Source organism: Streptomyces sp. NBC_00162, from assembly GCF_024611995.1.
In the GTDB taxonomy this organism is placed as follows: Bacteria; Actinomycetota; Actinomycetes; order Streptomycetales; family Streptomycetaceae; genus Streptomyces.
In genome coordinates this window covers 6,792,307-6,811,399 of the sequence record NZ_CP102509.1, presented here as the reverse complement: position 1 = coordinate 6,811,399, position 19,093 = coordinate 6,792,307, and the positions used below count along the sequence as shown (strand labels likewise).

The following is a 19,093-nucleotide window of genomic DNA, read 5'->3' as shown; positions in this document are numbered from 1 at the left end:
ACCTACCCATGACACACCACAGGCCCGGCAGATGTTCTGCCGGGCCTGTGGTGAAAGGAATTCTCGGTGCCTTACTGAGCCGGGGCCTCGATGGCCTCGGAGGTCAGCAGACCCGCGTTGATCTCGCGCAGCGCGATCGAAAGCGGCTTCTCGTGGACGTGGGTGTCCACCAGCGGGCCGACGTACTCGAGCAGGCCCTCACCGAGCTGCGAGTAGTACGCGTTGATCTGACGCGCGCGCTTGGCCGCGTAGATCACGAGGCTGTACTTCGAGTCCGTGGCCTCGAGCAGCTCGTCGATCGGCGGGTTGATGATGCCCTCGGGCGCAGTAATGGAAGAGGACACGCTCTACCTTCCGAAGATGGGAAAAAGATCGAAGCGATCGGGTACTGATCGACTCAGAAACATCGATCGACGATCAGACAACGTTCATCAAGGCTAGCAGCTCACGGGCTACGTCCTCGACGGAGGTGTTGACGAGGGTGGTGTCGAACTCGGATTCGGCAGCGAGTTCGATCTTCGCCGTCTCGAGCCTGCGCTCGATGACCTCGGCCGATTCGGTGCCCCGGCCGGTCAGCCGGCGGACCAGTTCGTCCCAGCTCGGCGGGGCCAGGAAGACCAGCTGGGCGTCGGGCATGGACTCGCGGACGAGCCGTGCGCCCTGGAGGTCGATCTCCAGCAGTACCGGCTCGCCGTTGTCCAGGCGTTCCAGTACCGCGCCGCGGGGTGTGCCGTAGCGGTTGCCCGCGAATTCGGCCCACTCCAGCAGCTCGCCATTGGCGATCAGCTTGTCGAACTCGTCGTCGTTGACGAAGAAGTAGTGGACTCCGTGTCGCTCACCGGGCCGCGGCTTGCGGGTGGTGGCCGACACCGAGAGCCATACCTCCGGGTGGACCTTGCGCATATGCGCGACGACCGTGCTCTTGCCGACCCCCGAAGGGCCGGAGAGCACGGTCAGCCGCGGACGAACCTCTGCTGCCATAGAGCGATTATCCAGGTTCCCGGGACTGCATGAGAACGCCGGAAGAACTCCGGGCGACGCGTCAGCCGGCAGGGGTGCCGAACTCACGCTCCAGAGAAGCGATCTGGTTGGAACCGAGACCTCGGACACGCCGGGACTCGGAGATGCCGAGGCGCTCCATGATCTGCTTGGCGCGCACCTTGCCCACGCCAGGCAGGGACTCCAGCAGGGCGGAGACCTTCATCTTGCCGATGACGTCGTTCTCCTGGCCCGTCTTGATGACCTCCTGGAGGGAGGCGCCGGAGTGCTTGAGTCGATTCTTCACCTCGGCCCGCTCCCGGCGAGCCGCGGCGGCCTTTTCGAGCGCGGCTGCGCGCTGTTCAGGGGTAAGGGGCGGAAGAGCCACGCCTACGTCACCTCGGATGTCGAACTGTCGGATACGGACCGGTGGGGAGCCCAAGGGCACCACACCAGGCGAGCTCCCGAACAGCGGTATTACTCGTTCGCTGCTCGTTCACTCTGATCGGAGACTAGCGGGCATGGCCGCTCCAGTCAGCGAGAACGGACGAAAAGTCCTGGTCAGCCTCCACTGAACCGTACATCACGGACAAAATACCCCTGTTTTGTCCGGTGAAGGACGTTCGAATTTCGTCAAACCTTCCGATGGGCCCGTCCGACGGCGTCCTTGAACGCGCCGAATCCGCGTGCCGCGGCGACCGTGCGGGCGCTAAGCGGAGACGGCCGCGCGGATTTCGTCCGCGAAAGCGGCCGCGCTGGCACGGAGGGCCGCGATGTCCGGGCCGTGCTTCAGAACGCCCCGCGACACGTTCGGGACGACGTTGCGCACGGCCGCGCCGAAGACCGCCGGCAGGTCGGCCGCCGTCGCGCCCTGCGCGCCGATGCCGGGGGCCAGCAGCGGCCCGTTGATGTCCAGGTCGAAGGAGGACAGGTCGCCCAGCGTGGCGCCGACCACGGCCCCGAAGGAGCCCATGGGCTCGGCGCCCTTGTTCTCCTCCGCCAGGTGCGCCAGCATCGTCGCCCCGACCGACCGGCCGTCCGACCGCACCGCCCGCTGGACCTCCGCCCCTTCCGGGTTCGAGGTCAGGGCCAGCACGAAGAGCCCCGCCCCCGACTCGCGCGCCAGCGCCACCGCGGGCTCCAGCGAGCCGTAGCCCAGGTACGGGGACACCGTCAGCGCGTCGGAGAAGAGCGGGGAGGCGGGATCCAGGAAGGCCGAGGCGTACGCCGCCATCGTCGAGCCGATGTCGCCCCGCTTCGCGTCCATCACGACCAGCGCGCCCGCGGAACGGGCGTCCGCGACCGTCTGCTCCAGCACCGCGACACCCCGCGAGCCGAACCGCTCGAAGAAGGCCGCCTGCGGCTTGAAGACCGCCACCGAGTCCGCCAGCGCCTCGACGACCGTACGGGAGAACCGCTCCAGGCCCGCGACGTCGTCGTCCAGGCCCCACTGCGCCAGCAGCGCCGCGTGCGGGTCGATGCCCACGCACAGCGGGCCGCGGGAGTCCATCGCCTCGCGGAGGCGGGTGCCGAACGGGGTCACAGTGCTCACTTCGCGGCCTTTCGGGTCTCGGCGCCCACTGCTTCGGCGAGCGTCGCGTACGGGCTGTTGGCCAGGCGCGCCGCCAGGCCCTTGTGGATGGCGCGGGCGTAGAACGGGCCCTCGTAGATGAAGGCGCTGTAGCCCTGCACCAGCGTCGCGCCGGCCAGGATCCGCTGCCAGGCGTCCTCGGCGGTCTCGACGCCCCCGACGCCGACGAGGACCAGCCGGTCCCCCACACGGGCGTACAGGCGGCGCAGGACCTCCAGGGAGCGCGCCTTGACCGGGGCGCCGGACAGGCCGCCGGTCTCCTTGACCAGCTCGGGCGAGGACGTCAGCCCGAGGCCCTCGCGGGCGATGGTGGTGTTCGTCGCGATGATGCCGTCCAGGCCGAGCTCCAGGGCCAGGTCCGCGACCGCGTCGACGTCCTCGTCGGCCAGGTCCGGGGCGATCTTGACCAGCAGCGGGACCCTGCGGTCCGTCACCACCCGGTCGGCGGCCTCGCGTACGGCCGACAGCAGCGGGCGCAGCGACTCCGTCGCCTGGAGGTTGCGCAGCCCGGGGGTGTTGGGCGAGGAGACGTTCACGACGAGGTAGTCGGCGTGCCGGGCGAGGCGCTCGGTCGAAGCGACGTAGTCCGCCACCGCCTCCTCCTCGGGCACGACCTTGGTCTTGCCGATGTTGACGCCGACCACCGTGTTGAAGACCGGCGTACGGGCGGCCAGGCGGGCGGCGACGGCCGCCGAGCCCTCGTTGTTGAAGCCCATGCGGTTGATCAGCGCGCGGTCCGGCACCAGCCGGAACAGCCGCTTCTTGGGGTTGCCCGGCTGCGCCTCGGCGGTGACGGTGCCGATCTCGATGTGGTCGAAGCCGAGCATCGACATCCCGTCGATGGCGACCGCGTTCTTGTCGAAGCCCGCGGCGAGGCCGAAGGGGCCGTGCATCCGCAGGCCGAGGGCCTCGGTGCGCAGTTCCTTGAAGCGCGGGGCGAGCCAGGCCGCGACGAAGGTCCGCAGCACCGGGACGCGGGCTGCGAGGCGGATCCACCGGAAGGCCAGGTAGTGGGCCTGCTCCGGGTCCATGCGCTTGAAGACGAGGTTGAAGAACAGTTTGTACATCGTCCGAAATATCCCTTATGCGCTCATGAAAGGGGGGACACCGGTCGCTGTGCCGGTGCCCCCCTTTCGTACGGGCTGCTAGTCGCGGGCCGCGGTCAGGTGCTCCGCGTGCTCCTGGAGGGAGCGGACGCCCACGTCGCCGTGGTTGAGCGCGTCGATGCCCTGGACGGCCGCGGCGAGCGCCTGGACCGTGGTCAGGCACGGGACGCTGCGCGCCACGGCCGCCGTGCGGATCTCGTAGCCGTCGAGGCGGCCGCCGGTGCCGTACGGGGTGTTGACGATCAGGTCGACCTGGCCGTCGTGGATCAGCTGGACGATGGTCTTCTCGCCGTTCGGGCCCTCGCCCTCGCTGAGCTTGCGCACCACGGTGGCGTTGATGCCGTTGCGGCGCAGCACCTCGGCGGTGCCGGAGGTGGCGAGCAGCTCGAAGCCGTGGGCGACGAGCTCGCGCGCCGGGAAGATCATCGAGCGCTTGTCGCGGTTGGCGACGGAGATGAACGCGCGGCCCTTGGTGGGCAGCGGGCCGTAGGCGCCGGCCTGCGACTTGGCGTACGCCGTGCCGAAGACGGAGTCGATGCCCATGACCTCGCCGGTGGAGCGCATCTCCGGGCCGAGGACGGTGTCCACGCCGCGGCCGTGGATGTCGCGGAAGCGCGACCACGGCATGACGGCCTCCTTGACGGAGATCGGCGCGTCCAGCGGCAGGGTGCCGCCGTCGCCGGTCTTCGGCAGCAGGCCCTCGGCGCGCAGCTCGGCGATGGTGGTGCCGAGCGAGATGCGGGCGGCGGCCTTCGCGAGCGGGACGGCGGTCGCCTTCGAGGTGAAGGGGACGGTCCGGGAGGCGCGCGGGTTGGCCTCCAGGACGTAGAGGATGTCGCCGGCCATCGCGAACTGGATGTTGATCAGGCCGCGGACCCCGACGCCCTTCGCGATCGCCTCGGTGGAGGCGCGCAGGCGCTTGATGTCGTAGCCGCCGAGGGTGATCGGGGGCAGGGCGCAGGCCGAGTCGCCGGAGTGGATGCCGGCTTCCTCGATGTGCTCCATGACGCCGCCGAGGTAGAGCTCGGTGCCGTCGTAGAGGGCGTCGACGTCGATCTCGATGGCGTCGTCGAGGAAGCGGTCGACCAGCACGGGGCGGGTCGGGGAGATCTCGGTGGACTCGGCGATGTACGACTCCAGCCGCGCCTCGTCGTAGACGATCTCCATGCCGCGTCCGCCGAGCACGTACGACGGGCGGACGAGGACCGGGTAGCCGATCTCGTCGGCGATGGCCTTCGCACCCGTGAAGGTGGTGGCGGTGCCGTGCTTGGGGGCGGGCAGGCCGGCGTCGGCGAGGACCTGGCCGAAGGCGCCGCGGTCCTCGGCGGCGTGGATGGCCTCGGGCGAGGTGCCGACGACCGGTACGCCGTTGTCCTTGAGCGCCTGGGCGAGACCCAGCGGGGTCTGGCCGCCGAGCTGGACGATGACACCGGCGATGGGGCCGGCCAGCGACTCGGCGTGGACGATCTCCAGCACGTCCTCGAGCGTCAGCGGCTCGAAGTACAGGCGGTCGGAGGTGTCGTAGTCGGTGGAGACGGTCTCCGGGTTGCAGTTGACCATCACGGTCTCGTAGCCCGCGTCGCTGAGCGCGAAGGAGGCGTGGACGCAGGAGTAGTCGAACTCGATGCCCTGGCCGATGCGGTTCGGGCCGGAGCCCAGGATGATGACCGCGGGCTTCTCGCGCGGGGCGACCTCGCTCTCCTCGTCGTACGAGGAGTAGAAGTACGGGGTCTTCGCGGCGAACTCGGCGGCGCAGGTGTCGACCGTCTTGTAGACCGGGCGGACGCCGAGCGCGTGCCGGACCTCGCGGACGACGTCCTCGCGCAGGCCGCGGATCTCGGCGATCTGGGCGTCGGAGAAGCCGTGGCGCTTGGCCTCCGCGAGCAGCTCGGGGTGGAGCTTGTCGGCGGCGGCCAGGTCGTCCGCGATCTCCTTGATGAGGAAGAGCTGGTCGACGAACCAGGGGTCGATCTTCGTGGACTCGAAGACCTCTTCCTGGGTGGCGCCGGCGCGGATGGCCTGCATGACGGTGTTGATGCGGCCGTCGGTCGGGCGGACCGCGGTGGCCAGCAGCTCGGCCTTGTCGCCGGGCTCGCCGACGAAGGTGAACTGCGAGCCCTTCTTCTCCAGGGAGCGCAGGGCCTTCTGGAGGGCCTCGGTGAAGTTGCGGCCGATGGCCATGGCCTCGCCCACCGACTTCATGGTGGTGGTGAGGGTGGCGTCGGCGAGCGGGAACTTCTCGAAGGCGAAGCGCGGGGCCTTGACCACGACGTAGTCGAGGGACGGCTCGAAGGAGGCCGGCGTCTTCTCGGTGATGTCGTTGGGGACCTCGTCGAGCGTGTAGCCGATGGCCAGCTTGGCGGCGATCTTGGCGATCGGGAAGCCGGTCGCCTTCGAGGCGAGCGCCGAGGAGCGGGAGACGCGCGGGTTCATCTCGATCACGATGACGCGGCCGTCGACCGGGTCGATCGCGAACTGGATGTTGCAGCCGCCGGTGTCGACGCCGACCTCGCGGATGATCGCGATGCCGATGTCGCGCAGCCGCTGGTACTCGCGGTCGGTGAGCGTCATCGCCGGGGCGACGGTGATGGAGTCACCGGTGTGGACGCCCATCGGGTCGAAGTTCTCGATGGAGCAGACGACGACCACGTTGTCCTTGGTGTCGCGCATCAGCTCCAGCTCGTACTCCTTCCAGCCGAGGATGGACTCCTCCAGGAGCACCTCGGTGGTCGGGGAGAGCGTGAGGCCCTGGCCGGCGATGCGGCGCAGCTCTTCCTCGTCGTGGGCGAAGCCGGAGCCGGCGCCGCCCATGGTGAAGGAGGGGCGCACGACGACGGGGTAGCCGCCGAGGGTGTCGACGCCCGCGATGACCTCGTCCATCGTGTGGCAGATGACCGAGCGGGCGGACTCGCCGTACCCGATCTTGGCCTTGACGGCCTCGACGACGCCCTTGAAGAGCTCGCGGTCCTCGCCCTTGTTGATGGCCTCGACGTTGGCGCCGATGAGCTCGACGCCGTACTTCTCCAGCACACCCTGCTCGTGCATGGAGATGGCGGTGTTCAGCGCGGTCTGGCCGCCGAGGGTGGGGAGCAGCGCGTCGGGGCGCTCCTTCGCGATGATCTTCTCGACGAACTCGGGGGTGATCGGCTCGACGTACGTGGCGTCGGCGATCTCCGGGTCGGTCATGATCGTCGCGGGGTTGGAGTTCACCAGGATGACCCGCAGGCCCTCGGCCTTGAGGATGCGGCAGGCCTGGGTGCCGGAGTAGTCGAACTCGGCGGCCTGGCCGATGACGATCGGGCCGGAGCCGATGACCAGGACGGACTGGATATCGGTGCGCTTAGGCACGCTCGGCCTCCATCGGGGCGGTGTTCATCAGAGACGTGAAGCGGTCGAAGAGGTACGCGGCGTCGTGCGGGCCGGCGGCCGCTTCGGGGTGGTACTGGACGCTGAAGGCCGGCTGGTCGAGCAGCTGGAGGCCTTCCACCACGTTGTCGTTGAGGCAGACGTGCGAGACCTCGGCGCGGCCGTAGGGGGTCTCGGAGACCTTGTCGAGGGGCGCGTCGACGGCGAAGCCGTGGTTGTGCGCGGTGATCTCGACCTTGCCGGTGGTGCGGTCCTGGACGGGCTGGTTGATGCCGCGGTGGCCGTACTTCAGCTTGTAGGTGCCGAAGCCGAGCGCGCGGCCCAGGATCTGGTTTCCGAAGCAGATGCCGAAGAGCGGGGTCTTGCGCTCCAGGACGCCCTGCATGACGGAGACCGCGTGGTCGGCGGTGGCCGGGTCGCCCGGGCCGTTGGAGAAGAACACGCCGTCCGGGTTGACCGCGTACACGTCCTCGAGGGTGGCGGTGGCGGGCAGCACGTGCACCTCGATGCCGCGCTCGGCCATCCGGTGCGGGGTCATGCCCTTGATGCCGAGGTCGACGGCGGCCACGGTGAACTTCTTCTCGCCGATGGCGGGGACGACGTACGTCTCCTTGGTGGCGACCTCGGCGGAGAGGTCGGCGCCGCTCATCTCGGGGGCCTGGCGGACCTTGGCGAGCAGCATGCCGTCGTCGGCGATCGCGTTGCCGGAGAAGATGCCGACGCGCATGGCGCCGCGCTCGCGCAGGTGGCGGGTCAGGGCGCGGGTGTCGATGCCGGAGATCCCGACGACGCCCTGCTTGACCAGCTCCTCGTCCAGCGAGCGCCGGGAGCGCCAGTTGGAGGGGACGCGGGCGGGGTCGCGTACGACGTACCCGGACACCCAGATGCGGGAGGACTCGGGGTCCTCGTCGTTGACGCCGGTGTTGCCCACGTGCGGGGCGGTCATCACGACGACCTGGCGGTGGTACGACGGGTCGGTGAGGGTCTCCTGGTAGCCGGTCATGCCGGTGGAGAACACGGCCTCGCCGAAGGTCTCCCCGTGGGCGCCGTAGGCGCGGCCGCGGAAGATCCGACCGTCCTCCAGGACAAGTACGGCGGGAGCTTTGGCTGCTCCCCTGGTGGAGGTCGTCATCGTTCGGCGCCTTCCGTCGTGATGGATGAGTCGGATGAGTTCATGAGGTTGATCGCCTCGACCCAGGCGGCGTGCTCGGCCGCACGGTCGGAGCGGAATCCGGAGTCGATCAGCTTGTCACCGTGCGCCCAGGTGACGACGAGCAGACCGCCCTCGGTGAGTACCTTGCCCGCGATTCCCTTGTCGAGGCGGGCGCCGCGCAGCTGCGCGGCCGGTACGAAGAAGTCGTTGGCCCCCGGACGGACCACGTCGAGGCCCGCGTCGGTGAGCGTGAGCTCGACCCGGCTGCGCAGACCCAGCCCGTGGGCGACTATCCGGTCGAGCCACTGCCCGGCGGTGGTGGACCCGTGGTACCGGCCGGTCAGGGCCAGCCGGTGCTCGGGGAGACCGTCGGGGGCGGCGGGCAGCTCCGGCAGGTCGTTCTGCAGGGCGCCGCGCCATTTCCAGCCCTGCCGCATCAGCCAGTACACGAACGCGATGAAGACGACCAGCCCGATCACCCACGCGATGCGGGCGCCGAAAGAGGTCACCTCCGCCGACTGTCGTTCGGCGGCCTCGGCGGCCAGTTGGATTACTGCAGGTGTCACGCCAGCGTCCCGTCCACGACCGTTGCCCGGCCCCGCAGGAAGGTGTGAGTGACGCGACCCGGCAGCTCACGGCCCTCGTAAGGCGTGTTGCGGCTGCGGGAGGCGAAGTGTGCGGGGTCCACGACACCACGGTACGAGGTATCGACCAAGGTCAGGTTCGCGGGTTCACCTGCCGAGACGGGACGGCCGTGGTTCTCCAGGCCGCCGATGCGGGCCGGGGCGAAGGACATCCGCTCGGCGACACCCGCCCAGTCGAGCAGTCCGGTCTCCACCATCGTCTGCTGGACGACGGAGAGCGCGGTCTCCAGGCCGACCATGCCCATGGCGGCGGCGGCCCACTCGCAGTCCTTGTCCTCGTGCGGGTGCGGGGCGTGGTCGGTGGCGACGATGTCGATCGTGCCGTCGGCGAGCGCCTCGCGCAGGGCCAGCACGTCCTTCTCGGTGCGCAGCGGCGGGTTGACCTTGTAGACCGCGTTGTACGAGCGGACGAGCTCGTCGGTGAGGAGCAGGTGGTGCGGGGTGACCTCGGCGGTGACGTCGATGCCGCGGGACTTCGCCCAGCGGACGATCTCGACGGAGCCGGCGGTGGAGAGGTGGCAGATGTGCACGCGGGAGCCGACGTGCTCGGCGAGGAGGACGTCGCGGGCGATGATCGACTCCTCGGCGACGGCCGGCCAGCCGCCGAGGCCCAGCTCGGCGGAGACGACGCCCTCGTTCATCTGGGCGCCCTCGGTCAGGCGGGGCTCCTGGGCGTGCTGGGCGACGACGCCGCCGAAGGCCTTCACGTACTCCAGGGCGCGGCGCATGATCACGGCGTCGTCGACGCACTTGCCGTCGTCGGAGAAGACGGTGACGCGGGCGGCGGAGTCGTGCATGGCGCCCAGCTCGGAGAGCTGCTTGCCCTCCAGGCCGACGGTGACGGCGCCGATGGGCTGCACGTCGCAGTAGCCGGACTCCTTGCCCAGGCGCCAGACCTGCTCGACGACGCCGGCGGTGTCGGCGACCGGGAAGGTGTTCGCCATGGCGAAGACGGCGGTGAATCCGCCGGAGGCGGCGGCGCGGGTGCCGGTCAGGACGGTCTCGGAGTCCTCGCGGCCGGGCTCGCGCAGGTGGGTGTGCAGGTCGACGAGGCCGGGGAGGAGGACCTGGCCCTCGGCCTCGATGACGGTGGCGCCCTCGACCGACAGGTTCGTACCGACCTCGGCGATGGTCTCGCCGTCGATCAGGACGTCCTTCGCCTCGCCGCCGAGTACCTTCGCGCCACGGATCAGGATCTTGCTCATGGTTACTTGCTCTCCTCGGTACGGGCGGCGGCGGGCGTGGTGGTGACGGCGGGCTCGGATCCGCCCAGCAGGAGGTACAGGACGGCCATCCGGGTGGAGACGCCGTTGGCGACCTGCTCGACGGCCGTGCAGCGGTCTGAGTCGGCGACCCCGGCGGTGATCTCCATGCCGCGGTTCATCGGGCCGGGGTGCATCACGATGGCGTGCTCGGGCATCTTCGCCATGCGGTCGCCGTCGAGCCCGTACCGGCGGGAGTACTCGCGCTCGGTCGGGAAGAAGGCGGCGTTCATGCGTTCGCGCTGCACACGCAGCATCATCACCGCATCGGACTTCGGCAGCACCTCGTCCAGGTTGTACGAGACCTCGCACGGCCAGCTCTCGACGCCGATCGGGACCAGCGTCGGCGGGGCCACCACGGTGACCTGGGCGCCGAGGGTGTGGAGCAGCTGGACGTTGGAGCGGGCGACCCGGCTGTGCAGGACGTCGCCGACGATGGTGATGCGGCGGCCGTTCAGGTCCTTGCCGAGGCCGGCGTCGCGGCCGACCAGGCGGCGGCGCATGGTGAAGGCGTCCAGCAGGGCCTGGGTGGGGTGCTCGTGGGTGCCGTCGCCGGCGTTGACCACGGCGGAGTCGATCCAGCCGGAGGTCGCGAGCCGGTAGGGGGCGCCGGAGGCGTGGTGGCGGATGACGACGGCGTCGGCGCCCATGGCCTCGAGGGTCAGGGCGGTGTCCTTCAGGGATTCGCCCTTGGAAACCGAGGAGCCCTTGGCGGAGAAGTTGATGACGTCGGCGGAGAGCCGCTTGGCGGCCGCCTCGAAGGAGATCCGGGTCCGGGTCGAGTCCTCGAAGAAGAGGTTGACGACGGTGAGGCCGCGCAGGGTGGGCAGCTTCTTGATCGGCCGGTCCGCGACGCGGGCCATCTCCTCGGCGGTGTCGAGGATCAGGACGGCGTCGTCGCGCGTGAGATCGGCGGCCGAGATGAGGTGGCGCTTCATCTGGATGGCTCCGTAGGTCAGGAGGGCAGGCAGGCTGGAGGTCAGGCAGGGCAGACTTCGGCGCGGACCCCCGCGGAGGCCCGGTTCACTCGTACGGACTACTGCCCGGCTGCCTGGGCGGTCCGCTGGCCGAGCAGCACGGCGTCACGGCCGTCCTCCTCCTGGAGCTGGACCTTGACGGTCTCCCGCAGCGACGTGGGGAGGTTCTTGCCGACGTAGTCGGCGCGGATCGGCAGCTCGCGGTGGCCGCGGTCGACGAGGACGGCGAGCTGTACGGCACGGGGGCGGCCGAGGTCGCCGAGGGCGTCGAGGGCGGCACGGATGGTGCGGCCGGAGAAGAGCACGTCGTCGACGAGGACGACGAGGCGGCCGTCGAGGTCGTCGCCGGGGATCTCGGTGCGGCCGATCGCGCGGGCGGGCTTCATGCGCAGGTCGTCGCGGTACATCGTGATGTCGAGGGAGCCGACCGGGATCTTCGTGCCGGTGATCTCTTCGAGCTTGGCGGCCAGCCGGCGGGCGAGGTACACACCGCGGGTGGGGATGCCGAGGAGCACCACGTCGTCGGCGCCCTTGGCGCGTTCGACGATCTCGTGGGCGATGCGGGTCAGGACCCGGGCGATGTCCTGCGCCTCCAGCACGGGGCGCATGGCGTCGGAGTCATCGGTGGGCTCGGCAAGGCGAGCCGTGTTCTGAGCGTCCATGAAAAGGACCTCCTTCTCCGCCTCACGGGACGGACCTTAAAGGACGTCTGATGTACGTGTCCCACGGTACCAGGGGGTGGCCGGTGAACCGCACCGGGGCTGTGACCCAGAGGCCCTCACGAGGCCTCTGGGGCCGCTCTTAAGGGGGCGATGGAGACCATTCGGCTTGACGCACCCAAGTAACGCTGCGTAACCTCACAGTGAGTTACCAGCCGCGCGGCGGAGCCGCATGAGGTTACGTAGTCGCAGTGTTCATGTAGTCACAGCGTCACAGCGTCCGGGAGCGTTATGTCCAGCGAATACGCCAAACAGCTCGGGGCCAAGCTCCGCGCCATCCGCACCCAGCAGGGCCTTTCCCTCCACGGTGTCGAGGAGAAGTCCCAGGGCCGGTGGAAGGCCGTGGTCGTCGGTTCTTACGAGCGCGGGGACCGTGCCGTAACCGTGCAGCGTCTTGCCGAGCTGGCGGACTTCTACGGGGTGCCGGTGCAGGAACTGCTGCCGGGCACGACTCCGGGCGGAGCGGCCGAGCCGCCGCCGAAGCTGCGCCTCGACCTGGAGCGCCTGGCGGGCGTGCCCGCCGAGAAGGCCGGCCCGCTCCAGCGCTACGCGGCGACGATCCAGAGCCAGCGCGGCGACTACAACGGCAAGGTGCTGTCGATCCGCCAGGACGACCTGCGCACCCTGGCCGTCATCTACGACCAGTCCCCCTCGGTGCTGACCGAGCAGCTGATCAGCTGGGGCGTGCTGGACGCGGATGCCCGTCGCGCCGTGGCGCACGAGGACATCTAGTCCCAGCAGAAACGTTTACCGGCGGGTGCCGGGAAGCCTGCGAAGGCTCCCTGTCACCCGCCGGTTCCGTTTGGGCACGGCCCGACCGGGCCGGGGCAAGCGGCAGTAAAGCGGAGGGCCCGCAGCGCATGCGCTGCGGGCCCTCCGCTTTACTCAACCGCCGCTGGTCAGGCGCGGCGCAGGTTCGGCTTCAGCTCCTTGAAGCGGGCCAGCAGCCCGTTCACGAACGAGGGGGACTCGTCCGTCGAGAACTCCTTGGCCAGCTGGACGGCCTCGTCGATCGCCACGGCGTCCGGGGTCTCGTCCACCCAGATCAGCTCGTACGCACCGAGCCGCAGGATGTTCCGGTCCACGACCGGCATGCGGTCGAGCTCCCAGTCCACGGCGTAGGTGACGATCAGGTCGTCGATGCGGTTCACCTTGTCGGCGTACCCCTCGACGAGGTCCATCGTGAAGGCGCTGACCGGCGGCTGCCGGTCGTCCGACCGAGCATGGCGGATCCAGTCCGCGAGGACCTCGCGCACGGGCACCCCGCGCTGGTCGGCCTCGAACAGGATCTGGAAAGCGCGCTTGCGCGCGTTGCTCCGGGCAGCCACGGTTAGCTGCTCACCCGGCCGAGGTAGGCGCTGGTGCGGGTGTCGACCTTGACCTTCTCGCCGGTGGTGACGAAGAGCGGGACCTGGATCTCGTGGCCGGTCTCCAGCGTGGCGGGCTTGGTGCCGCCGGTGGAGCGGTCGCCCTGGACGCCCGGGTCGGTCTGCTCGATCGTCAGCTCGACGGCGGCCGGCAGCTCGACGTAGAGCACCTCGCCCTCGTGCTGGGCGACGGAGGCGGTGAAGCCCTCGATCAGGAAGTTGGCGGAGTCGCCGACGGCCTTCTTGTCGACCATCAGCTGGTCGTAGGTGCTCATGTCCATGAAGACGAAGTACTCGCCGTCCATGTACGAGAACTGCATGTCACGGCGGTCGATCGTGGCCGTCTCGACCTTCGTGCCGGCGTTGAAGGTCTTGTCGACGACCTTGCCGGAGAGCACGTGCTTGAGCTTGGTGCGCACGAAGGCCGGGCCCTTGCCGGGCTTGACGTGCTGGAACTCGACGACGGACCAGAGCTGGTCACCGTCGAGCTTGAGCACCATGCCGTTCTTGAGGTCGTTCGTGGAAGCCACGGTTGCGGAATCTCCTGCACTGGAAGACCACGGGTGCGCGCACAGCCCGGGCAACGGGCTAGAGCGCGAGCAGCTCCTTGGTCGTAATGGTGAGTAGCTCGGGACCGCCGTCCGCCTCGGGGCGCACGACGAGCGTGTCATCGATCCGGACACCTCCCCGGCCCGGGAGGTGAACCCCCGGTTCGACGGTGACCGGCACGCAAGCGTCCAGTTTACCCATTGCCGTAGGTGCAAGCTGCGGGTCCTCGTCGATTTCGAGACCCACGCCGTGTCCGGTCGACGGCGCGAGGGCTTCACCGTGTCCCGCGGAGTCCAGTACGGAGCGCGCCGCGTGGTCCACGTCCCGGTACGCGGCGCCCGGTACGAGGGCCTCCCGCCCGGCCCGCTGCGCGGCGAAGACCAGGTCGTAGAGCTGGATCTGCCAGTCCGCGGGGGTGGTGCCGATCACGAAGGTGCGGCCGATCTCGCAGCGGTAGCCGCGGTAGCCCGCACCGAGGCAGACGGTGAGGAAGTCGCCCTCCTCCACCCGCCGGTCGGAGGGCCGGTGCCGGGAGCGGCCGGAATGCGGGCCGGTCCCGACGGAGGTCGGGAAGGCGGGCCCGTCCGCCCCGTGGTCGACGAGCCGCCGCTCCAGCTCCAGGGCGAGGTGGCGTTCGGTGCGCCCGACGAGGATGGACTCCAGCAGTTCGCCGAGGGCCTGGTCGGCGATCTCCGCGGCGATCCGCAGGCAGGCGATCTCCTCCTCGTCCTTGACGAGGCGCTGCTGCTCCACGGCGCTGCCGAGGTCGCAGAGGCGGAGCTTGGGCGCCACGGAGCGCAGCGCGCGGTGCCGGGCCACCGTGATGTGGTGCTCCTCCACGGCCAGCGAGTCGGCGCGTACGGCGGCCGCCAGGTCACCGGCCGCGACGGCCGGGTCTCCGCCGGGGCTCGCCAGCACGGACACCTTGAGGTGTTCGTCGAGACGGCCCTCGTCGGCCTCACCGGTGGGCGGATTGCCGCAGAACAGCACGTCCTCGGTGGGTCCGACGAGCAGTACGGCGCCCAGGGGCGACGCCCCCGAGAGATAGCGGACGTTCGCCGGACTCGTGATCAGCGCGGCGGCGTTGCCCGCGGCGGCGCAGCGGTCACGAAGCGTGCCCCGGCGGGCGGCGTACACGTCTGACATGTCTTCGAGCGTACGAGCGCCACGCGCATCCGGCTTGGTGAGCGCGTCCGGACGGGGCCGGAGCGGGGCCCTGCGGCTACCAGGCCGGGGGCGCCGTGATGGCCCGTGCCAGGGCCTCGTCTAGGGCGCGGGCGGTGCCCTCGACGTCGAGCTGGGAGTTGTCGATGATCGGCAGGCCGGAGCCGTACCAGCCGGCCATCCGGCCGTGGATCCGCGCGACCTCCTCGTCGGAGAGCCGGCGGTTGCCGGAGCGGGCCGCGTTGCGCTCCAGGACGATCTCCAGACCGGGCAGCAGCACCACGGGCAGCAGGGCGGGGCCCACGTGGCGCTTCCAGCCGCCCAGGCCGACCACGGGCCGGTCCGGGAACACGGCGTCGTCGAGGATGCAGGAGATCCCGTTCGCCAGGTAGTTGCGGGCGGCGAACCCGCAGGTGCGGCGGGCGAGGCGGTACTGGGCCTCGGAGTGCTCGTTCCAGCCCGCCTGCGGGTCCGCGAAGCCCGAGCACACCCATTCCCGGACGTCGTCCAGGCTGACGTGGGCGGTGGGCACCGGCCGGGTGCTCGCCCAGTGCCGGGCCACGGTGGTCTTCCCCGCTCCGGCCGGGCCGATCAGCAGCACCGCGAGGGTGGCCGCCCCGGTGCCCGCCACCGCGGGCGGGAGCGGGATGTGCCCGGTGGCCTCCGGCACGGGCGGTACGGGCGGTATGGGGGACGGGTGCGCGGGGTGCGGTGGCGGCGGGGTCCCCGGCCAGCCCTGCGCAGGGGGTATCGGCGGCTGCGGCGGCGCTGCCGGGTGCTGTCCCGACTGCCCCCAGCCCGCGCCCCCGCTCCCCACTCCTTGCTGCATCCGGTGCAACTCCGTCTCGTTCCGGCGACTGATGCGAGAACGTTATATGACCCGGGAGACCCCACCGTCCACCAGCACCGTCACGTCACCGGAACGTCAGCCGGAGACCTCGTCCGCCAGCGCGCGCAGCGCCAGCCGGTACGACCCGATGCCGAAGCCCGCGACGGTCCCGGTCGCCACGGAGGCGATGACCGAGGTGTGCCGGAACTCCTCGCGCGCGTACGGGTTCGAGATGTGCACCTCGATCAGTGGCGCGGTGCGCTGCGCCGCCGCGTCCCGCATGGCGTACGAGTAGTGCGTGAAGGCACCCGGGTTGATCACCACGGGGATCTTCCCGTCGGCGGCCTCGTGCAGCCAGCGCACCAGCTGGCCCTCGTCGTTGGTCTCGCGGACCTCGACGTCGAAGCCGAGTTCCGCGCCCAGCGTGCGGCAGCTCTCCACCAGGCCCGCGTACGAGGTGGCCCCGTACACGTCGGGCTCGCGCGAGCCGAGCCGGCCCAGGTTCGGGCCGTTCAGCACGAGCACCCGGCGGCTCACGCGGAGACCTCGCCGTAGGCGGCGATCAGGTGGGCCGGGTCGGGGCCCTCCAGCACGGTCGGCTTGGCCAGGGAGTCGAGGACGATGAAGCGCAGCAGGTTGCCGCGCGACTTCTTGTCGACCTGCATCGTCTGGAGCAGCTTGGGCCACTGGTCGCCGCGGTAGGACAGCGGCAGGCCCACCGAGGCGAGGACCTCCTTGTGCCGGTCGGCCGTCGCGTCGTCGAGGCGGCCCGCGAGCCGGCCGAGCTCGGCCGCGAAGACCATGCCGACGGACACGGCCGCGCCGTGCCGCCACTTGTAGCGCTCGTTCTTCTCGATGGCGTGCGCGAGGGTGTGGCCGTAGTTGAGCATCTCGCGCTGGCCCGACTCCTTGAGGTCGCCGGAGACCACGTCGGCCTTGACCTGGATGGAGCGCACGATCAGTTCGGCGGTGTGCGGGCCGGCGGGCGTGCGGGCCGCCTGCGGGTCCGCCTCGATCAGGTCGAGGATCACCGGGTCGGAGATGAATCCGGCCTTGATGACCTCGGCGAGGCCGCTGACGTAGTCGTTGACCGGCAGCGAGTCCAGCGCCGCCAGGTCGCAGAGCACGCCGGCTGGCGGGTGGAACGCGCCGACGAGGTTCTTGCCCTCGGCGGTGTTGATGCCGGTCTTGCCGCCGACGGCCGCGTCGACCATCGCGAGGACGGTGGTCGGCACGGCGATCCAGCGCACCCCGCGCAGCCAGGTGGCCGCGACGAAGCCCGCGAGGTCGGTGGTGGCTCCCCCGCCGACGCCGATGATGACGTCGGTGCGGGTGAAGCCGGACTGGCCGAGCGCCTTCCAGCAGTACGCGGCCACCTCGGCCGTCTTGGCCTCCTCGGCGTTCGGCACCTGGATGGCGACCGCCTCGTAGCCCTGCCCGGCGAGGTCGTCGCGCAGTGCTTCACCGGTCGAGGCCAGGGCCTCGGGGTGGATCACGGCGACCCGCTGGGCCTTGCTGCCGATCAGGCCGCCCAGCTCGCCGAGCAGCTGGTGCCCGACCAGCACCTCGTACGCGTCGTAGCCGGCGCTCGCGCCGACCTGGATCCGCGTCACCTGGTCCGTCATACGTCCTTCAACTCCAGAGCGTCGAGGACCGCCTGGGCGACCTCTTCGGGGGTGCGGTCGTCAGTGGCCACCACGACGCGCGCGACTTCGGTGTACAGGGGGCGCCGGGCGTCCATCTGCTCGCGCCACTGGCGGCGCGGGTTGACGGCCAGCAGCGGGCGCGCGGCGCCGAGGCCCACGCGCCGGACGGCTTCCTCGACGTCCATCGAGAGGTAGGCCACGGGCAGGCCGATGAGCAGCGCGCGCGTGCTCTCGTCGAGGACCGCGCCGCCGCCGAGGGCGAGGACTCCGGTGTGCTCGGCGAGGGCGGCGGCGACCGCCTGGCGCTCCAGCTCACGGAAGTGCGGTTCGCCCTCGTCGATGAAGATGTCGGAGATCTCCCGGCCCTCGGCGGCGACGATGTCCGCGTCGGTGTCCCGGTAGGGGATCCCGAGCCGCTCGGAGAGCAGACCGCCGACCGTCGACTTGCCGGAGCCCATCGGGCCGACGAGTACGACGACCGGTCCGTTCGGTCCGCCCGTCACCGGATCTGCAGGTTGTCGAGGTACGACCGGACGTTGCGGCGGGTCTCGGGGACCGAGTCGCCGCCGAACTTCTCGACCACGGCGTCGGCCAGCACGAGGGCGACCATGGCCTCGGCCACGATTCCGGCGGCCGGCACGGCGCACACGTCGGAGCGCTGGTGGTGGGCCACCGTCGCCTCACCGGTCGCCACGTCCACGGTCGCGAGCGCGCGCGGCACGGTCGCGATGGGCTTCATGGCGGCCCGTACGCGCAGCAGTTCGCCGGTGGTCAGACCGCCCTCGGTACCGCCGGAGCGGCCGGAGGTGCGCTTGAGGCCCTCGGGGGTGGAGACGATCTCGTCGTGCGCCTGCGAGCCGGGCACGCGGGCCAGCTCGAAGCCGTCGCCGACCTCGACGCCCTTGATGGCCTGGATGCCCATCAGGGCGGCGGCGAGGCGGGCGTCGAGACGGCGGTCCCAGTGGACGTGCGAGCCGAGGCCGACCGGGACTCCGTACGCGAGCACCTCGACGACGCCGCCGAGGGTGTCGCCGTCCTTGTGGGCCTGGTCGATCTCCGCGACCATCGCCTTGCTCGCGTCGGCGTCGAGGCAGCGCACCGGGTCGGCGTCGAGCTTGTCGACGTCGGCCGGGGTCGGGTAGACGCCGTACGGGGCCTTGGCCGCGGCCAGCTCCACCACGTGCGAGACGATCTCGATGCCCGCGACTTCCTTGATGAAGGACCTGGCGACGGCGCCGAGGGCCACCCGGGCCGCGGTCTCGCGGGCGCTGGCGCGCTCCAGGATCGGGCGGGCTTCGTCGAAGCCGTACTTCTGCATGCCGGCGAGGTCGGCGTGACCGGGGCGCGGGCGCGTCAGCGGCGCGTTGCGGCCGGTTTCCTTCAGCAGCGAGGGGTCGACCGGGTCGGCCGACATGACGGTCTCCCACTTGGGCCACTCGGTGTTGCCGATCATGACCGCGATCGGGGAACCCTGGGACAGACCGTGGCGGACGCCGCCGAGGAAGGTGATCTCGTCCTGCTCGAACTTCATCCGGGCGCCGCGGCCGTAGCCGAGCCGACGCCGGGCCAGGTGGTCGGCCACCAGCTCGGTGGTGACGGGGACGCCGGCGGGAAGGCCCTCCAGCGTCGCCACCAGTGCCGGTCCGTGAGACTCCCCGGCGGTCAGCCAACGCAACCTGCTCAACGATGCTCCTCATGCTCGCGCCTGGTACAACACGGCGCGCCCTGGTGCGCGGCCCGGA

At 70.6% G+C, this 19,093-nt stretch carries 20 protein-coding genes; 1 reads left to right on the top strand and 19 read right to left on the bottom strand.

The window, feature by feature from the left end:
• Nucleotides 1-71: 71 nt before the first annotated feature.
• The 11 genes from rpoZ to pyrR form a co-directional block, all read right to left on the bottom strand.
• A complete protein-coding gene (gene rpoZ, locus JIW86_RS31635) occupies nt 72-344 on the bottom strand; it encodes a DNA-directed RNA polymerase subunit omega (protein ID WP_004948662.1) in 273 nt (90 codons plus the stop codon).
• Nucleotides 345-417: 73 nt separating this feature from the next.
• Complete coding sequence (gmk, locus tag JIW86_RS31630) at nt 418-981, bottom strand: guanylate kinase (protein WP_215144278.1); 564 nt, start codon at nt 979-981, stop codon at nt 418-420.
• Nucleotides 982-1,042: 61 nt separating this feature from the next.
• Nucleotides 1,043-1,366: an integration host factor gene (locus JIW86_RS31625; protein ID WP_008740406.1), complete on the bottom strand. Its 324-nt coding sequence runs from the start codon at nt 1,364-1,366 to the stop codon at nt 1,043-1,045.
• Between the two features lie 321 nt (nt 1,367-1,687).
• Complete coding sequence (gene pyrF, locus JIW86_RS31620; protein ID WP_215144280.1) at nt 1,688-2,530, bottom strand: orotidine-5'-phosphate decarboxylase; 843 nt, start codon at nt 2,528-2,530, stop codon at nt 1,688-1,690.
• A complete protein-coding gene (locus JIW86_RS31615; RefSeq protein WP_257557197.1) occupies nt 2,527-3,636 on the bottom strand; it encodes a quinone-dependent dihydroorotate dehydrogenase in 1,110 nt (369 codons plus the stop codon). The genes pyrF and JIW86_RS31615 overlap by 4 nt, the downstream gene beginning before the upstream one ends.
• Nucleotides 3,637-3,714: 78 nt before the next feature.
• Complete coding sequence (gene carB, locus JIW86_RS31610) at nt 3,715-7,023, bottom strand: carbamoyl-phosphate synthase large subunit (protein WP_257557195.1); 3,309 nt, start codon at nt 7,021-7,023, stop codon at nt 3,715-3,717.
• The gene (gene carA, locus JIW86_RS31605; protein ID WP_215144286.1) at nt 7,016-8,173 is read right to left on the bottom strand and encodes a glutamine-hydrolyzing carbamoyl-phosphate synthase small subunit; all 1,158 of its coding nucleotides are present in this window, start codon (nt 8,171-8,173) and stop codon (nt 7,016-7,018) included. The genes carB and carA overlap by 8 nt, the downstream gene beginning before the upstream one ends.
• Complete coding sequence (locus JIW86_RS31600; protein WP_215144288.1) at nt 8,170-8,760, bottom strand: hypothetical protein; 591 nt, start codon at nt 8,758-8,760, stop codon at nt 8,170-8,172. Before JIW86_RS31600 ends, carA begins: the two co-directional genes overlap by 4 nt.
• On the bottom strand, nt 8,757-10,043 hold the full coding sequence (locus tag JIW86_RS31595; protein WP_257557192.1) for a dihydroorotase: 1,287 nt from the start codon (nt 10,041-10,043) through the stop codon (nt 8,757-8,759). The genes JIW86_RS31600 and JIW86_RS31595 overlap by 4 nt, the downstream gene beginning before the upstream one ends.
• 2 nt (nt 10,044-10,045) lie before the next feature.
• Nucleotides 10,046-11,038: an aspartate carbamoyltransferase catalytic subunit gene (locus JIW86_RS31590; protein ID WP_215144291.1), complete on the bottom strand. Its 993-nt coding sequence runs from the start codon at nt 11,036-11,038 to the stop codon at nt 10,046-10,048.
• Between the two features lie 98 nt (nt 11,039-11,136).
• Nucleotides 11,137-11,739: a bifunctional pyr operon transcriptional regulator/uracil phosphoribosyltransferase PyrR gene (gene pyrR, locus JIW86_RS31585; protein WP_215144293.1), complete on the bottom strand. Its 603-nt coding sequence runs from the start codon at nt 11,737-11,739 to the stop codon at nt 11,137-11,139.
• Between the two features lie 288 nt (nt 11,740-12,027).
• On the opposite strand from pyrR, the gene bldD reads away from it, so the two are divergent.
• The gene (gene bldD / locus JIW86_RS31580) at nt 12,028-12,528 is read left to right on the top strand and encodes a transcriptional regulator BldD (RefSeq protein ID WP_007263032.1); all 501 of its coding nucleotides are present in this window, start codon (nt 12,028-12,030) and stop codon (nt 12,526-12,528) included.
• Between the two features lie 167 nt (nt 12,529-12,695).
• On the opposite strand, the gene nusB is transcribed toward bldD, so the two are convergent.
• The 8 genes from nusB to aroC all read right to left on the bottom strand — a co-directional run bounded on the left by nusB (nt 12,696) and on the right by aroC (nt 19,035).
• Complete coding sequence (gene nusB / locus JIW86_RS31575; protein WP_215144295.1) at nt 12,696-13,124, bottom strand: transcription antitermination factor NusB; 429 nt, start codon at nt 13,122-13,124, stop codon at nt 12,696-12,698.
• 2 nt (nt 13,125-13,126) lie between these two features.
• Complete coding sequence (efp, locus tag JIW86_RS31570) at nt 13,127-13,693, bottom strand: elongation factor P (protein ID WP_215144297.1); 567 nt, start codon at nt 13,691-13,693, stop codon at nt 13,127-13,129.
• 58 nt (nt 13,694-13,751) lie between these two features.
• Nucleotides 13,752-14,858, bottom strand: a complete 1,107-nt coding sequence (locus tag JIW86_RS31565) for an aminopeptidase P family protein (protein WP_215144299.1) — start codon at nt 14,856-14,858, stop codon at nt 13,752-13,754.
• A gap of 76 nt (nt 14,859-14,934) precedes the next feature.
• Nucleotides 14,935-15,705: an AAA family ATPase gene (locus JIW86_RS31560; RefSeq protein WP_215144301.1), complete on the bottom strand. Its 771-nt coding sequence runs from the start codon at nt 15,703-15,705 to the stop codon at nt 14,935-14,937.
• 96 nt (nt 15,706-15,801) lie between these two features.
• Nucleotides 15,802-16,242, bottom strand: coding sequence for a type II 3-dehydroquinate dehydratase (gene aroQ, locus JIW86_RS31555; protein ID WP_215144304.1), 441 nt, complete (start codon nt 16,240-16,242; stop codon nt 15,802-15,804).
• Nucleotides 16,239-17,330, bottom strand: coding sequence for a 3-dehydroquinate synthase (aroB, locus tag JIW86_RS31550; protein ID WP_215144306.1), 1,092 nt, complete (start codon nt 17,328-17,330; stop codon nt 16,239-16,241). Before aroB ends, aroQ begins: the two co-directional genes overlap by 4 nt.
• A complete protein-coding gene (locus JIW86_RS31545) occupies nt 17,327-17,809 on the bottom strand; it encodes a shikimate kinase (RefSeq protein WP_406368634.1) in 483 nt (160 codons plus the stop codon). Before JIW86_RS31545 ends, aroB begins: the two co-directional genes overlap by 4 nt.
• A 41-nt stretch (nt 17,810-17,850) precedes the next feature.
• Complete coding sequence (gene aroC / locus JIW86_RS31540) at nt 17,851-19,035, bottom strand: chorismate synthase (protein WP_215144308.1); 1,185 nt, start codon at nt 19,033-19,035, stop codon at nt 17,851-17,853.
• Between the last annotated feature and the right edge of the window lie 58 nt (nt 19,036-19,093).

Bases quoted from the DNA above. Each gene is read 5' to 3' on its own strand.
- JIW86_RS31590 (WP_215144291.1), bottom strand. From the start codon at position 11,038: ATGAAGCGCCACCTCATCTCGGCCGCCGATCTCACGCGCGACGACGCC.
- JIW86_RS31615 (WP_257557197.1), bottom strand. From the start codon at position 3,636: ATGTACAAACTGTTCTTCAACCTCGTCTTCAAGCGCATGGACCCGGAG.
- bldD (WP_007263032.1), top strand. From the start codon at position 12,028: ATGTCCAGCGAATACGCCAAACAGCTCGGGGCCAAGCTCCGCGCCATC.
- JIW86_RS31565 (WP_215144299.1), bottom strand. From the start codon at position 14,858: ATGTCAGACGTGTACGCCGCCCGCCGGGGCACGCTTCGTGACCGCTGC.
- aroB (WP_215144306.1), bottom strand. From the start codon at position 17,330: ATGACGGACCAGGTGACGCGGATCCAGGTCGGCGCGAGCGCCGGCTAC.
- carA (WP_215144286.1), bottom strand. From the start codon at position 8,173: ATGACGACCTCCACCAGGGGAGCAGCCAAAGCTCCCGCCGTACTTGTC.
- pyrR (WP_215144293.1), bottom strand. From the start codon at position 11,739: ATGGACGCTCAGAACACGGCTCGCCTTGCCGAGCCCACCGATGACTCC.
- JIW86_RS31545 (WP_406368634.1), bottom strand. From the start codon at position 17,809: ATGGGCTCCGGCAAGTCGACGGTCGGCGGTCTGCTCTCCGAGCGGCTC.
- JIW86_RS31595 (WP_257557192.1), bottom strand. From the start codon at position 10,043: ATGAGCAAGATCCTGATCCGTGGCGCGAAGGTACTCGGCGGCGAGGCG.
- gmk (WP_215144278.1), bottom strand. From the start codon at position 981: ATGGCAGCAGAGGTTCGTCCGCGGCTGACCGTGCTCTCCGGCCCTTCG.
- JIW86_RS31560 (WP_215144301.1), bottom strand. From the start codon at position 15,705: ATGCAGCAAGGAGTGGGGAGCGGGGGCGCGGGCTGGGGGCAGTCGGGA.